The 14,389-nt window shown below is 65.1% G+C and carries 14 protein-coding genes; 10 read left to right on the top strand and 4 right to left on the bottom strand.

The features are described from left to right. Positions 1-5 precede the first annotated feature (5 nt). Positions 6-1,334 (bottom strand): LLM class flavin-dependent oxidoreductase, encoded by a 1,329-nt coding sequence (locus ACVINW_RS02505; RefSeq protein ID WP_456749839.1) that lies wholly within the window; start codon positions 1,332-1,334, stop codon positions 6-8. Positions 1,335-1,649: 315 nt separating this feature from the next. On the opposite strand from ACVINW_RS02505, the gene ACVINW_RS02500 reads away from it, so the two are divergent. The 6 genes from ACVINW_RS02500 to ACVINW_RS02475 are packed head-to-tail and all read left to right on the top strand — an operon-like array spanning position 1,650 to position 7,046. Continuing rightward, the gene (locus tag ACVINW_RS02500) at positions 1,650-3,278 is read left to right on the top strand and encodes an FAD-dependent oxidoreductase (RefSeq protein ID WP_456749838.1); all 1,629 of its coding nucleotides are present in this window, start codon (positions 1,650-1,652) and stop codon (positions 3,276-3,278) included. After that, entirely contained in the window at positions 3,275-3,595 is a 321-nt protein-coding gene (locus ACVINW_RS02495; RefSeq protein WP_456749837.1) for a 4Fe-4S binding protein, read from the top strand. Before ACVINW_RS02500 ends, ACVINW_RS02495 begins: the two co-directional genes overlap by 4 nt. 49 nt (positions 3,596-3,644) lie before the next feature. Then, positions 3,645-4,769, top strand: a complete 1,125-nt coding sequence (locus tag ACVINW_RS02490; protein WP_456749836.1) for a methionine ABC transporter ATP-binding protein — start codon at positions 3,645-3,647, stop codon at positions 4,767-4,769. Then, a complete protein-coding gene (locus ACVINW_RS02485) occupies positions 4,759-5,424 on the top strand; it encodes a methionine ABC transporter permease (RefSeq protein WP_456749835.1) in 666 nt (221 codons plus the stop codon). Before ACVINW_RS02490 ends, ACVINW_RS02485 begins: the two co-directional genes overlap by 11 nt. A gap of 21 nt (positions 5,425-5,445) precedes the next feature. Continuing rightward, positions 5,446-6,240, top strand: coding sequence for a MetQ/NlpA family ABC transporter substrate-binding protein (locus ACVINW_RS02480; protein WP_456749834.1), 795 nt, complete (start codon positions 5,446-5,448; stop codon positions 6,238-6,240). Positions 6,241-6,269: 29 nt separating this feature from the next. Continuing rightward, entirely contained in the window at positions 6,270-7,046 is a 777-nt protein-coding gene (locus tag ACVINW_RS02475; RefSeq protein WP_456749833.1) for a MetQ/NlpA family ABC transporter substrate-binding protein, read from the top strand. Between the two features lie 42 nt (positions 7,047-7,088). Here the strand turns inward: ACVINW_RS02475 and ACVINW_RS02470 are convergent, their stop codons facing one another. Beyond that, positions 7,089-8,489 (bottom strand): LLM class flavin-dependent oxidoreductase, encoded by a 1,401-nt coding sequence (locus ACVINW_RS02470; protein ID WP_456749832.1) that lies wholly within the window; start codon positions 8,487-8,489, stop codon positions 7,089-7,091. A gap of 31 nt (positions 8,490-8,520) precedes the next feature. On the opposite strand from ACVINW_RS02470, the gene ACVINW_RS02465 reads away from it, so the two are divergent. The 4 genes from ACVINW_RS02465 (at position 8,521) to ACVINW_RS02450 (ending at position 11,988) form a co-directional block, all read left to right on the top strand. Continuing rightward, on the top strand, positions 8,521-8,673 hold the full coding sequence (locus ACVINW_RS02465; RefSeq protein ID WP_456749831.1) for a hypothetical protein: 153 nt from the start codon (positions 8,521-8,523) through the stop codon (positions 8,671-8,673). Between the two features lie 231 nt (positions 8,674-8,904). Next, positions 8,905-10,230, top strand: a complete 1,326-nt coding sequence (locus tag ACVINW_RS02460) for an O-acetylhomoserine aminocarboxypropyltransferase/cysteine synthase family protein (protein WP_456749830.1) — start codon at positions 8,905-8,907, stop codon at positions 10,228-10,230. A 33-nt stretch (positions 10,231-10,263) separates the two neighbouring features. Beyond that, positions 10,264-11,061 carry a MetQ/NlpA family ABC transporter substrate-binding protein gene (locus ACVINW_RS02455; RefSeq protein ID WP_456749829.1) on the top strand — a complete coding sequence of 266 codons (798 nt, stop codon included), beginning with the start codon at positions 10,264-10,266 and terminating at the stop codon, positions 11,059-11,061. 273 nt (positions 11,062-11,334) lie between these two features. Continuing rightward, on the top strand, positions 11,335-11,988 hold the full coding sequence (locus tag ACVINW_RS02450; RefSeq protein WP_456756279.1) for a TetR family transcriptional regulator: 654 nt from the start codon (positions 11,335-11,337) through the stop codon (positions 11,986-11,988). A 4-nt stretch (positions 11,989-11,992) separates the two neighbouring features. Here the strand turns inward: ACVINW_RS02450 and paaZ are convergent, their stop codons facing one another. Together paaZ and ACVINW_RS02440 are read right to left on the bottom strand one after the other, a co-directional pair. After that, a complete protein-coding gene (gene paaZ / locus ACVINW_RS02445) occupies positions 11,993-14,020 on the bottom strand; it encodes a phenylacetic acid degradation bifunctional protein PaaZ (RefSeq protein ID WP_456756278.1) in 2,028 nt (675 codons plus the stop codon). A 99-nt stretch (positions 14,021-14,119) separates the two neighbouring features. Beyond that, complete coding sequence (locus ACVINW_RS02440; protein ID WP_456749828.1) at positions 14,120-14,278, bottom strand: hypothetical protein; 159 nt, start codon at positions 14,276-14,278, stop codon at positions 14,120-14,122. Positions 14,279-14,389: the final 111 nt, after the last annotated feature.

The following is a 14,389-nucleotide window of genomic DNA, read 5'->3' as shown; positions in this document are numbered from 1 at the left end:
CTGCGTCACGCGGTGGCCACAGTCCCGATCCGCCGCGCAAAGCGGCTGACCGGCCGCGGCAAGCCGAAATGCTCGCGCAGGGTGGCGCCTGCATAATCGGTTCGGAACAGGCCGCGCCGCCGCAGGATCGGCACCACGCTGTCGACGAAGACCTCGAGCCCGGTCGGCAGCACGTCCGGCATCAGATTGAAGCCGTCCGCCGCGCCCGCCCTGAACCAGGATTCGATATCATCGGCGATCTGTTCGGGCGTGCCGACGATGATGCGGTGTCCGACCCCGCCGCCGAGTGCGCGCAGCAGCTGGCGGACCGTGAGGTTGCCGCGCCGCGCGATGTTCACGGTACCCTGGAACATGGTGTGGTTGGCGTTCGCGGGCAGCGGCAGCGGATCGGGCAGCGGCTTGTCGAGATCGAGGATGTCCGGATCGACCTGCAATGTGCCGGCGAGACGCGCGACACTGTATTCGATCGGAACCAGCTCCCACAGCTCATCCTGCCGCCGCTTCGCTTCGGCTTCGGTGCTGCCGATCACGGTGGCAAGTCCCGGCAGGATGATGATGGAGTCGCCGGTGCGGCCGTAAGCTGCGGCGCGGGCACGCAGATCACGCGCATAGGCGACGCCTTCGTCGATCGTCTGCGCCAGCGTGAACACGGCTTCGGCCTGCTCGCGACCGTCGCTCGAGCCGCCGGCCTGCACGGTCACCGGACGGCCCTGCGGCGAACGCGGCACATTGAGCGGGCCGGCCACGGCGTAATGGGCGCCGCGATGCGCGATCGGATGCACCTTCGACGTATCGACAAACCGGGCGGCGGTCTTGTCGCCGACAAAGGCGTCGTCCTCCCAGCTGTCCCACAGCGCATGGACCACTTCGGCGAACTCCTTGGCGCGCTCGTAGCGGGCCTTGTGCTCGAGCACGTTGTTGAGGCCGAAATTGCGGCCGGCCGCCGCGTCGGCGGTGGTCACCGCGTTCCAGCCGGCGCGGCCGCCGCTTGCGAGGTCCAGCGTCGCGAAGCGGCGCGCGATGTTGTAGGGCTCGTTATAGGTGGTCGAGGCGGTCGCGATCAGCCCGATATGGCTGGTCGCCGCGGCGACCGTTGCCAGCACGATGGTCGGCTCCATCGACATGAAGGATCGATAGTCGATGCGGTCGGTGATCGCCGGCGTGTCGGCCAGGAAGATCGCGTCGAGCTTGCCGCGCTCGGCGATCTCTGCGACGCGCACGTAATGACCGACGTCGAAGCAGGCGCGCGGATCGCTTTCCGGCAGCCGCCAGGCCGACGCGTAGACGCCGGAGTGCAGCAGATTGACGTTGAGATGAAGCTGACGATCGGACATGGCTGCCACGCAGTGAAATGAGATGTTTTCCGACATATCGCCTGTCGCGCGACAAGGGAACGAACGGCTGGCGCGTGCATGCAAAAAGAAATATCCGCCTCCGCCGCGTGGTTTGCGGACAAAACTCGTTTTCCTCTCTGGCATTGGACGAAACGTCCGCCGCGCCGGTGCATGATTATTCTTCGCTGAGCGGCGGCAGGGGAAGCTTCGTCCAAGTCCGTTCAAATATCTGAAATTGCCAGGGGCGCACGCGCGCGTAAGCATGTTGCTGCGGCGCATCTGCAAGCGATTGGTGTCGCGTGGAGAAGCTGGACGATGACAACCAACGATCGACGCGCCGAACGGCGGGCCGGAACGGACGGCTCGGTTGAATTCGACGCCGATGTCCTGGTGATCGGCGGCGGACCGGCGGGCGCCTGGGCTGCGGTGAGCGCTGCAGAGCGCGGCGCCCGCGTTGTGCTCGCCGACAAGGGGTTTTGCGGCACGTCGGGCGCGACCGCGGCCGCCGGCACGGGTGTCTGGTATGTCGATCCCGATCCGGCGTTGCGTGAAGCCGCCATGGCCAACCGCGAGAAGATGGGCGCGTATCTGCAAGACCGCGGCTGGATGGCGCGCGTGCTCGACCAGACCTATGAGGCCAGCAATCGTTTGGCAGCGTGGGGCTACCCTTATCCGGTCGATGACAGCGGCAAGTCGCAACGCAATTCGCTGCAAGGACCGGAATACATGCGCCTGATGCGCAAACGTACCAAGCAGGCCGGCGTCACCATCCTGGATCACAGCCCCGCGCTCGAGTTGCTAGTCGACGATGACGGCGCGGTTGCCGGCGCCAGCGGCGTGCGCCGGCAGAAGCACGACCGCTGGATCGTGCGCGCCAAGGCTGTCGTGATCGCGACCGGTGGGTGCGCGTTCCTGAGCAAGACGCTGGGCTCGAACGTGCTGACCGGCGACGGCTATCTGATGGCCGCGGAGGTCGGTGCCGAATTCAGCAGCATGGAGTTCTCTAATCCTTATGCGATTTCGCCGGCGTTCGGCTCGGTGACTAAGACGCTGTTCTATGGCTGGGCGACCTTCAGCTACGAGGACGGCAGCGTGGTTCCCGGCGCGGCATCCAAGGGCGGCCGATCGGCGATCGCGCGCGCATTGCTGCAAGGGCCGGTCTACGCCCGCCTCGACAAGGCCGATGACGAGGTGCAGCGCGACATGCGCGCATCGCAGCCGAATTTCTTCCTGCCGTTCGATCGCACCGGCATCGATCCGTTCAGCGAGCGGTTTCCGGTGACGTTGCGGCTCGAAGGCACCGTGCGCGGCACCGGCGGCCTTCGCATTGTCGACGACAGCTGCGCCACCAGCGTGCCGGGGCTCTATGCCGCCGGCGATGCGGCGACGCGCGAATTGGTCTGCGGCGGCTTCACCGGCGGCGGCAGCCACAACGCCGCCTGGGCGATGTCGTCGGGGACCTGGGCCGGCTGGGGCGCTGCCGGCTACGCCCGGCAGCTTGGCCCGGCGCGGCAGCGCCGCCTGGCCTCCGCGGGAACAGTTGCGTTCCGAAGCCGATCGCGCCGCCCGTTTGAGCCGGCCGCACTGGCGCGGGCAGTTCAGGATGAGGTCTATCCGTATGAGCTGAACTACTTCCGGCACGCGTCGCGGCTCGAGGGCGCGCTGGCGCGGCTCGATGCGGCGTGGGCCGATGCGTCGGCGGCCGACGCCGCGAGCAAGGATGATCTGCTGCGCGCCCGCGAGAGCGCGGCCATGCTGGCGACGTCGCGCTGGATGTATCGCAGCGCGCTGGCGCGTACCGAAAGCCGCGGCATGCATCGCCGCGACGATTATCCCGATCAGGACGATCGGCAACGCCATTATGTGACGAGTGGCGGCCTGGATCAGGTCTGGACCGCGGTCCGGCCGCATGCCGACGCCACTTACGCCGAGGCTGCGGAATGATCGAGGTGATCGACGCCGAACGCTGCACGTCGTGTGACATCTGCGTGAATGTCTGCCCGACCAATGTGTTCGATAAGACGGATGGAATTCCGGTCATCGCCCGCCAGGGCGATTGCCAGACCTGCTTTCTCTGCGAACTCTATTGTCCCGAGGACGCACTTTACGTCTCGCCCTATGCGGATACCCCTTGCCCGACCGACGTAGTCGCGCTACGGCAGACCGCCGCATTGGGCAGTTACCGCCGCGCGGTCGGCTGGACCGACGAGACGCGCGATCTCCGCGGCATCGACCGCAGCTATCTGCTCTTTGGTCATTGAGTCCGGGCTGGCCCGGCGATCGAAGCCATCTGCCAATTGGACCGATTGAATGAATGTACATCAATCCCTGACGACGGCGCAGCCCGTTGCGCCGCTGCCGTCGATATCGCCGGCATCGGGCGCGGACGATGCGATGATCCGCTTCGAGGGCGTATCGAAAGTCTATCCGGCCTATCGCGACAAGCCGAGCGTGCATGCGTTGCAGGCGATCGATTTCGCGATCGCGCGCGGCTCGATCACCGGCGTGATCGGTCGTTCCGGTGCCGGCAAGTCGAGCCTGGTTCGCCTCATCAACGGGCTCGAGAAGCCGTCGACCGGCCGCGTCGTCGTCGATGGCAGCGAGATCTCCGCGCTGGCCGGCCGCGAGCTGCGCCTGGCGCAGCGCTCGATCGGCATGATCTTCCAGCATTTCAACCTGCTGTCGTCGCGGACGGCGGCGGATAATATCGCGCTGCCGCTCGAGATCGCCGGCTGGTCCAGGGCCGACATCGCGGTTCGCGTGGAAGAACTGCTCGCGCTCGTCGGCATCGCCGACAAATCCGACCGCTATCCCTCCGAACTGTCCGGCGGCCAGAAGCAGCGCATCGGGATCGCGCGCGCACTGGCGACGCGGCCGAAGGTGCTGCTGTCCGACGAGGCAACCTCGGCGCTCGACCCGCAGACGACGCGCGCGATCCTGGATCTGCTTGCCAATATCAATCGCGAGCTCGGTGTCACGATCGTGCTGATCACTCACGAGATGTCGGTTGTCCGCCAGCTCGCCAAGGAGGTCGCGGTGATCGACGGCGGCCATGTCGTCGAACGCGGCCATGTCGCCGACATCTTCACGCATCCCCGGCATCCGGTGACGCAGGCGTTCCTGTCCGAGGCGATCGGAGACAGCGTTCCGGTCTCGCTGACGAGCCGGCTATCGCCACAGCCGATTGTCGGCGGCAAGGCGGTTCTGCGCGTACAGGTGCGCGGCAGTGAGGCCGGCGACACGGTGGTGGCGCGTCTGTCGCGCGAGCTGGCTCATGACGTGGCACTGCTGTCGGCCAGGATCGACGAGATCGGCGGCCAGCACGTCGGCTCGCTGATCCTGGGCATTCCCGGCGGTGAAGCCGCCGCGAAGCAGGCCCTGGCCTATCTGTCTCAGCATGACCTTCTGGTGGAGCGTCTCGGCTATGTCGCGTGAACTCTTCAACCTGATCGTTCAGGCCACTGGCGAGAGCCTGTTCATGGTCTCGGTCGCGGCCCTGGTCGCGACCATATTGGGCCTGCCGCTCGGGATCTTCCTCGCCACCAGCAGGAAGGGCGAGTTGTTCGCGGCGCCGCCCGCCAACGGCATTCTCGGCGTGATCGTCAATGCTACGCGCTCGACCCCGTTCATCATCCTGGTGGTCGCGATCATTCCGTTCACGCGCCTGATCGCCGGCACTTCGATCGGCTCGGGTGCGGCGATCGTGCCGCTCACCATCGCGGCGACGCCGTTCATCGCCCGCCTGGTCGAGGCGGCGATCCGCGAGGTCGACGCCGGCCTGATCGAGACGGCATCTTCATTTGGTGCAAGCCCATTGCAGATCGTGTTCAAGGTCCTGATTCCGGAGGCGTTGCCGGGCCTGGTGCTGGCCCTGACGCTCGCCGTCGTCAGCCTGCTCGGCTACTCCGCGATGGTCGGGGCGGTCGGCGGCGGCGGTCTTGGCGACCTCGGCATTCGCTACGGCTATCAGCGCTTCATGCCTGAGATGATGCTGGCGGTCGTCGTCGTCCTGATCGCGCTGGTGCAGACCGTGCAGACCGCCGGGGACTATCTGGCGCGCCGCGTCAACCGCCGGCTGCGCAATCGCTGATCCCAAAGCCATTCCTGTTCCATGGAGACCAAGATGTTGTTTCGATCCTTTGTCGCGCTCACGAGCGCGATTGCGGTCTGGTCGACCGCGGCTGCGGCTGAAACGATCAAGATCGGCGTGACGCCGGGGCCGCATGCGCAGATCCTCGAGGCCGTGAAGCCGATTGCGGCCAAGAGCGGGCTCGATCTCCAGCTCATCGAGTTCTCCGACTATGTCGTGCCCAACGCCGCGCTCGACGCCGGCGACATCCAGGCCAATTCGTTTCAGAACCAGCCTTATCTCGACAACCAGAAAGCCGATCGCGGCTACAAGATCGAGCAGGTCGGGCTGACGGTCAATTTTCCGATCGGCATCTATTCACGCAAGCACAAGAGCTGGGCCGACCTGCCTGAGGGAGCCAAGGTCTCGATTCCGAACGATCCCACCAATGGCGGCCGCGCGCTGCTGCTGCTGCGCGACAAGGGTGCGATCAAGCTGAAGAGCGATGTCGGGTTCAAGCCGACCGTCATCGACATCATCGACAATCCCAAGAAGCTGAAATTCATCGAGGTCGACGCCGCCCAGGCGCCGCGCGCGCTCGACGACGTCGATGCGGCCGTCATCAACACCAACTATGCGACACAGGCCGGCCTCGATCCGGTCAAGGATCCGATCCTGCGCGAGGACCCGAAGGGACCCTATGTCAATCTGATCGCGGTCCGCTCCGCCGACAAGGACAAGCCGTGGGTCAAGATCCTGGTCGATAGCTATCACACGCCGGAGATCAAGGAGTTCGTCCTGACCAAGTTCAAGGGCGCGGTGTTGCCGAGCTGGTAATCGCCGATTCAGCTATCGAGGACAGACTGATGCGTATCCTGATGACCGCGCTCGCCGTTGCAGCGCTGTTGACCGGCGCGGCCAGGGCCGACACCATCCGGGTCGGCGTCACGGCCGGGCCCCACGCGGAAATCCTGGATGTCGTGAAGAAGGTGGCCGCCAGCCGCGGGCTCGACATCAAGGCGGTCGAATTCACCGACTATGTGATCCCGAACCAGGCGCTCGCGCTCGGGGACCTCGAGGCCAATTCATTCCAGCATGAGCCCTATCTGAAGAACCAGCTCTCCAAGACCGGCTGGAAGATCGTCAAGGTCGCCAACACCATCGCCTCCCCGCAGGGCGTCTACTCCCTGAAGTACAAGAAGCTTTCCGATCTGCCGGATGGCGCCCGGGTGGCGATCGCCAACGATCCGTCCAACGGCGCGCGCGGCTTGATGATCCTGGCGCTGCACGGCGTGATCAAGCTGAAGGAGCCGAACAACGTCGCCTCGACCATTGCCGATATCACCGACAATCCGAAGCAACTGCGCTTCGTCGAATTGGATGCCGCGCAGCTGCCGCGCGCGTTGCAGGACGTCGACCTGGTCTCGATCAACAACAACTATGCGGTTCAGGCCGGGCTCAATCCCGCCACCGACGCGATTGCGCGTGAGGCGGCGGATGGCCCCTGGGTCAACATCCTCGCCGTGCGTGAAGAGGACAAGGACAAGCCCTGGGTCAAGCAGCTGACCGACGCCTATCATTCCGACGAGGTGAAGGCATTCCTCGAGACGCGCTTCAAGGGCACCTATATCGCAACCTGGTGACGGGCGTTTGATTGCCGGTCACCGAGAGGTTCGCAAGTCACTCTATTCGGCGGCGTCAGCGCGCGTGGCCGAGGGCGAGCGACGGAAGCCGGCGCCGGGATGCGTGGCGTCAAGGTAGGGCCCGCGTCCGGGAAACAGCTTCTCGCGCAGCGTGCCTTCGCGATAGGCCGTCTTGTAGACCCCGCGCGATTGCAGTTCCGGCACCACCAGATCGACGAATGATGTCAGCGATTCCGGCGCGACCAGGCGGAACAGGTTGAAGCCGTCGACATCGGTTTCATCGACCCAGGCGATCAACTCGTCCGCCACGTCCTGCGGCGAGCCGACCACGAACGGTGAGCGCGCGCCGACCCGGCTCAGCGTTGCGAGATCGCCGACCTTGACCGGCTGGTCGCTGCGCACCGTGAAATTCTCGACCATCGAATGGATCGCGTTGCTCTCGACATATTGCACGGCCTGGTCCGGGCGATATTTCGAGAAATCGATGCCGGTCCATCCCGAGAGCAAGGCGAGCTGGCCGGCCTGATCGACATGCTCGGCGTAGTCCGCGAGCAGATCGTTGGCCTCGGCGCGCGTCGGTGCGACGATCACGGTCGCGCCAGCGAACAGGCGGATGTCATAGGGATCGCGTCCGAACTCCCCGGCGGCCTCCCTGATCTCGCGCGCGGCGCGGGCCAGGATCGGCTTGGTCTGGCCGTTGAGGAAGATCGCCTCCGCATGCCGGGCCGCGAAGGCGCGCCCGCGCTTTGAGGTTCCGGCCTGATACAGCAGCGGCGTGCGCTGTGGCGACGGTTCGGCGAGGTGGATGCCGTCGATCTGATAGTGACGCCCCTGGTGCCGCACCGGATGGATCTTTGCCGGATCGGTGAAGATCCGCGCCGCGCGGTCGCGGCGGACGGCGCCGTCCTCCCAGCTGCCTTCCCACAGCTTGTAGCTCGCCGTGAGAAATTCTTCGGCCGCCTCGTAACGCTCGTCATGCACGCGATTGGCCGCAAGGCCCATGCCGCGGGCACCGCTGTCGAGATAGCCGGTGACGATGTTCCAGCCGATCCGGCCGCGCGAGAGGTGATCGAGCGTCGAGAAGCGGCGGGCGAGCTGGTAGGGATGCTCGTAGGTGAGATTGGACGTGATGCCGAAGCCGAGATGCTTTGTCGCGTGTGCCATGGCGGAGACAAGCAAGGTCGGCTCGGCGTTCGGTAGTTGAACGGCGTGGCGCAGAGCGGTTTCGGGGCTGTTGCCGTAGACGTCGTAGATGCCGAACACGTCGGCCAGGAAGATGCCGTCGAGCAGGCCGCGTTCAGCCGTCCGGGCGTAGTCCACCCAATAGTCCAGTGTGTTGTAGTCGAGCGAGGTGTCGCGCGGATGCGACCACAGGCCCGCCCAGTTGTGGCTCGGCGCCATCATGTTGAACGCGTTGAAGCGAAGCTCTTTCGGTCTGGTCATCGCGCAGTTTCCGGCAATTGAGGACAGAGAGGTGATTTATCACGTCACCAGCGTGGCTTTATTTTCTATTCGGCGAAGCAGGATCAAAATCGTGCTCCGTCCCTGGTCCGGCGCAGCAGGGATTGGTCCGCTCGACGTCGTTGCATCGTTCAGGGTGACCGGCACGTCCGGCATGGCGCGCTGATTTGCCAACGCGATCGACGGGAAGATCAATGTGCCGGTGATCTGCTGAACGCGTGGGCGCAGCGAAACAAATGCAACGCGGCGGGGGCTCGAGCTGAAAAATTCGCGACGCCATCCGACGTGCGGCCAGCACGCGCATCGCTATTTTCGCCGACGTCTCGACAGCCGCGGCGTCGCTGCGCATCATCCGCTGCCTTTGATGCTGGGTCCATGGATTTCGGGAGATTTGGAAATGCCGATCGAAACCAAGAATGTCGAGACGCTCGCCCTGCACGGCGGTTCGTACCGGTCGGACCCGGCGACGGGCGCGGTGGCGGTTCCGATCTATCAGACGACATCCTATCAATTCGAGAGCACCGATCACGCATCGCGGCTGTTCGCGCTGGAGGCGCTCGGGCAGATTTACACCCGGATCAAGAACCCGACGGCCGACGCGTTCGAGGAACGGCTGGCGGCGCTGGAGGGCGGCGTGGCCGCGCTCGCCGTGGCGTCAGGCCAGTCAGCGACGGCTTACGCGATCTTCAACATCGCCCAGGCCGGCGACAACATCGTCTCGTCGACCGATCTCTATGGCGGCACCTGGACGCTGCTGTCGCAGACGCTGAAGCAGTTCGGCATCGAGGTTCGCTTCGTCGATCCGGCCGATCCGGAGAATTTCCGCCGCGCCACCGATGCGAAGACCCGGGCCTACTTTGCCGAGACCCTGCCGAACCCCAAGCTCAACGTATTTCCGATCCGGGAGGTTGCGGATATCGGGCGTTCGCTCGGCGTGCCGCTCATTCTCGACAATACGGCCGTGCCGCTGATCGCGCGCCCGTTCGATCATGGAGCGGCGATCGTGGTCTATTCCACCACGAAATATATCGGCGGCCATGGCACCTCGATCGGCGGCGCGATCATCGACGGCGGCAATTTCGATTGGGCGGCGCATGCGGAGCGCTTCCCGCTGCTGACGCAGCCGGACGATGCCTATCACGGCGCGATCTGGACCGAAGCCGCCAAGCCGCTCGGTCCGATCGCCTATATTCTCCGCGCGCGCGTCAAACTGCTGCGCGATCTCGGTGCCGCGATCGCGCCCCAGAATGCATTCCAGTTCATCCAGGGGCTGGAGACGCTGCCGCTGCGACTGCGCCAGCACAATGAGAACGCGATCAAGGTCGCGAACTTCCTGGCACGGCATCCCTCCGTCTCGCATGTGATCTTCCCCGGCCTGCAAAGCGGGGAGAACCGGCGCCGCGCCGATCTCTATCTCAACGGCGGCTATGGTGCGCTGGTCGGGTTCGAGCTGAAGGGCGGCGTCGAGGCCGGCCGTCGCTTCATCGATGCGCTGAAACTGTTCTATCACGTCGCCAATATCGGCGATGCGCGGTCGCTGGCGATCCACCCGGCGTCGACCACCCATCAGCAGCTCAGCGCGGAGGAGCAGCTCGCGGCCGGCGTGACGCCCGGCTACATCCGGCTGTCGGTCGGCATCGAGCACCCCGACGACATCCTCGCCGACCTCACCCAGGCATTGGCCCAGGCCGAGGCCGGCGGCAGCAGCCGCAAGGCGGCCTGATCGATCCCTGACAACGGAGTTGAAACCGAGACCATGAAGACATTGTTGCGCCTGGCGCAGGCGGCCGGCGTGCTGCTTGCCATGACTGCGGCAGCTGTTGCCGACGAACCGCTCAAGATCGCGACCAGCGCGGGGCCGGTCGGTCAGCTGGCGGCGTTTGCCGCCAAGCTCGCCAAGGACAAGGGCCAGGACGTCAAGATCGTCGAGCTGTCGGACTGGGTCGCGCTGAACGAGGTGGTGAACAGCGGCGATGTCGACGCCAACCTGTTCCAGCACGCGACGTATCTCGCGATCCAGAACAAGCAGCGCGGCTTCAATTTGATCCAGGTCGACAAGGTCGGCGTGATCGCGCCGGTCGGACTGTTCTCGAAGAAGATCAAATCGCTCGACGAGATCAAGTCCGGCGACAGCGTCGCGATCCCGAACGAGCCGCTCAACGGCGCGCGCGGCCTGATCCTGCTCGAACGTGCCGGGCTGATCAAGCTGGCGCCGGGCAAGGGCTTTTCTGTCAGCCGGTTCGACATCATCGACAACCCGAAGAACCTGAAGATCGTCGAGCTCGATCCGGCGCAGACCTACCGGTCGCTCGACGACGTCACGCTGGCGCTGGTCAACATCACCTATCTGATCCCGGCCGGCGGCGATCCGAAGTCGGCGCTGGTGATCGACCGTACGGTGGACGAGGGCCTCGTGCTGCGCTTCACCGCGCGACCGGACAAGAAGGACGATCCGCGCCTGAAGGCCTTCATCCAGGTCTTCAACTCGCCGGAGGTCAAGCACTTCATCGAGGAGAAGCTGCCGGCGTTCATTCCGGCGGGCTTCAGCAGTTAGAGCCGTGTGAGGCGGGGGGACGCGGCCAGGCCCTCAATGCGTTTTGCATTGGGGGCCTTCGCTCGTCTGGAGCGTTTTCAAGCGAAGTGAGTACCGGTTCGCGTAACGAAAGCGCGTCAAACAGGAATTTGGGACCGCGAGACAGAGACGCTATTCCAACTCAGCCATGGAATTGTCCGACCGGATGGTCAATAAATGATGGTTCGAATGCGGCCCGGTGCAAGCTGGACCGTGGCTCCCAACTTTCACGGCCGGCTGGTGGAACGGAACGACATGGCCCGATCGCGCGCCAAGGACTATGACGACAAGCGCCTCTCGATGCTGCATCGCGCAGCCGAGCTGTTCGCCGCCTCGGGATATGTCGGCACCTCGATGAACACCATCGCCGATGCCTGCGGGGTCTCGAAGGCGCTGCTGTATCACTATTATCCCGATAAGGAAGCGATCCTGTTCGATCTTCTGTCCTCGCATCTCGAAAAGCTGGTGGCGGCGGTTCGCAAGGCGAGTGCGTCGGCCGGCGATCCGATCGAGCGTTTCAGGGCGATCGTTGCGACCCTGCTCGAGCTCTACCGGCATGCCGACGCCGAGCATCAGGTACAGATCGCAAGCCTCCGGCTGCTGCCGACGGAGAAGCAGCAGCCGCTGCTTGCGAGCGAGCGGATCCTGGTCGGGATCATGTCGGATGCGCTCGCCGCGGCAGTGCCGGCGGCGAAGCAGAAGCGCGTCCTCAAGCCGCTGACGATGAGCGTCTTCGGCATGCTGAACTGGCATTACATGTGGTTTCGCGAGGGCGGGCCGATGACCCGCGCGGAATATGCCGACTTCGTCGCGCAGCTGGTGCTGGCTGGTACGGAGGAGGCGGCCGCGACCCGGCCGCGCGGCAAAGCGAAACCGGCCGGCCGCAGCCGGCAGGTCGAGTTTCGCTGAAGATTTAAGCGCGCATCGCGTTCATCGTCAGCAGTTCGTAGGTCGCCGCGGTCTCGCCGGTGCCGGTGGTGATCTCGACGTCCCAGCGCACCTCGCCATACTGCTTGTTGCGCGGCGTCTTCTCCTTTGCGGTCAGCCGGACCTGGATTGATTCTCCCGGCTGGACCGGTTTCACGAAGCGCAGCGTATCGAGACCGTAATTCGCCAGCACCGGGCCGTAGTCGGGATCGACGAACAGGCCGGCGGCAAACGACAGCAGCAGATAGCCATGCGCGACCCGGCCAGGGAAGAACGGGTGCCCCTTGGTCGCCTCCTCGTCCATATGGGCGTAGAAGGTGTCGCCGGTGAAATGCGCGAAGTGTTCGATGTCGTCGAGCGTGATCTGCCGCGCTTTCGAGACCAGCGTGCGGCCGATCTCGAGATCATCGTAGTGATAGCGGAACGGGTGCAGGTCGCCTTCGAGCACCGGACTGCCCTTGAACCAGCGGCCGGTGGCGCCGCTCAGCATGCGAGGCGAGCCCTGTAATGCGGTGCGCTGCATGTAGTGCTGCAGGCTGCGGATGCCGCCGAGCTCCTCGCCGCCGCCGGCGCGGCCCGGGCCGCCGTGAACCATCTGCGGCATCGGTGAGCCGTGTCCGGTGTGCTCGCTCGCGCAATCGCGGTCGATGATCGCGACGCGGCCGTGGAAACTGCCGATGCCGAACGCAAGCTCGGTCGCGGTCGGGATGTCGTGCGTGTAGACCGACGCGACCAGGCTGCCGCCGCCGCGATTGGTCAGCGCGACGGCCTGGTCGAGATCGTCATAGCCCATCACGGTGCTAACCGGCCCGAACGCCTCGATCTCGTGCACCGCGGTCGCAGCGAGCGGCTTCGCGCAGTGCAGCAGCAGCGGCGGAACGAAGGCGCCGCGCGTCGCGTCGGCGTCGACCAGCGGGAAATTATCGGGATCGCCGGCCACCAGTTCAGCCTCGGCGCGCAGCCGGGCCACATGGGCAAGCACATCGCTGCGCTGGGCGAGACCGACCAGCGGCCCCATCCTGACCTTGTCGTTTGCGGGATTGCCGATCGTGACCTTTGCGAGGCGCTCGCGCAACGCGGTGATGACGGCATCGAGCTGCGCTGCCGGCGCCAGCGCGCGGCGGATCGCGGTGCATTTCTGCCCGGCCTTGACCGTCATCTCCTTCGCCACTTGCTTGATGAAGAGGTCGAACTCCGGACTTCCCGGCACTGCGTCCGGCGCGAGGATCGCTGCATTGAGCGAATCCCGCTCGGCGATGAACCGGACAGCTTCGCGCGCGATCACCGGATGGCGTTGCAGCCTCTGTGACGTGTCGGCCGAGCCCGTGAACGACACCACGTCCTGGCAGGTGAGGTGGTCGAACAGATCGCCGGTCGATCCGACGATGAATTGCAGCACGCCTTCCGGCAGCACGCCGGATTCGGTGATCATCCGCACCAGCTCGTAGGCGACATAGGAAGTGACTGTCGCCGGCTTGGTGACGACGGGAACGCCGGCGAGCAGCGCGGGCGCCAGCTTCTCCAGCATGCCCCAGCACGGGAAGTTGAACGCGTTGATATGAACGGCAACGCCGTGCAATGGCGTCACGATATGCTGGCCGGCGAACGCGCCGCCCTTGGAGAGCCCCTCGACATTGCCGTCGAGCAGGAATTTGCTGTTCGGCAGCTCGCGGCGTCCCTTGCTGGCATAGGCGAACAAGGTGCCGATGCCGCCATCGACGTCGATCATCGCGTCGGTGCGGGTCGCGCCCGCATGCAGCGACAGTTTGTAGAGCCGGTCCTTGTGCTGGCTCAGCGTGTCGGCCAGCGCCTTCAGCAGGCCGGCACGCTGGTGGAACGACAGTTTCCGGAGATTCTTGCCGCCGACCGTGCGGCCATAGGCCAGGATCTCGCGCATGTCGAGATCGCTCCGCGTCGCGAGCGCCACCACGTCGCCGGTCACGGCACTGTGAATCTCGGCGGCGGGTTCGCCTGCGCCGGACCACTTTCCGCGAACGAAGCTGTCGAGCTTCATGACGCTGTCCGCGTCGCTGGATTGAGGCTGTGTCATCGAACTGGACCCCTCTGACTCATGATCAATGTTGCGTCTTGCCTTGCCGGCGGAACGTTCAATCTAGACTCTTCCGGTGAAACCAGGTGCGCGCCTTTCAAGAACGGCAGGAACGCCTTCGGTGTCGTCAACCGGGCGGCCCGCACGTCCTTGCAGGTCGCGCTCGCGTTCGAGTTGAGCGTGTTGGTCGCGGATATCGGTCAACACCAGCTCGCTGACCATGATGGCCTCCCGTTGCGCCTTCTATGAGCGAAGGTCGCATGACCTGCGACCGGATTACTATTGACCGTCCGGTCAGTCAATTATAATTATCCTCGTGCTGCAGTGTGGAGA

The sequence above is a fragment of the Bradyrhizobium sp. USDA 4461 genome, assembly GCF_054055655.1.
Note: the sequence above shows the minus strand (reverse complement) of the source record. Positions and strands in the feature narration are given on the sequence as shown.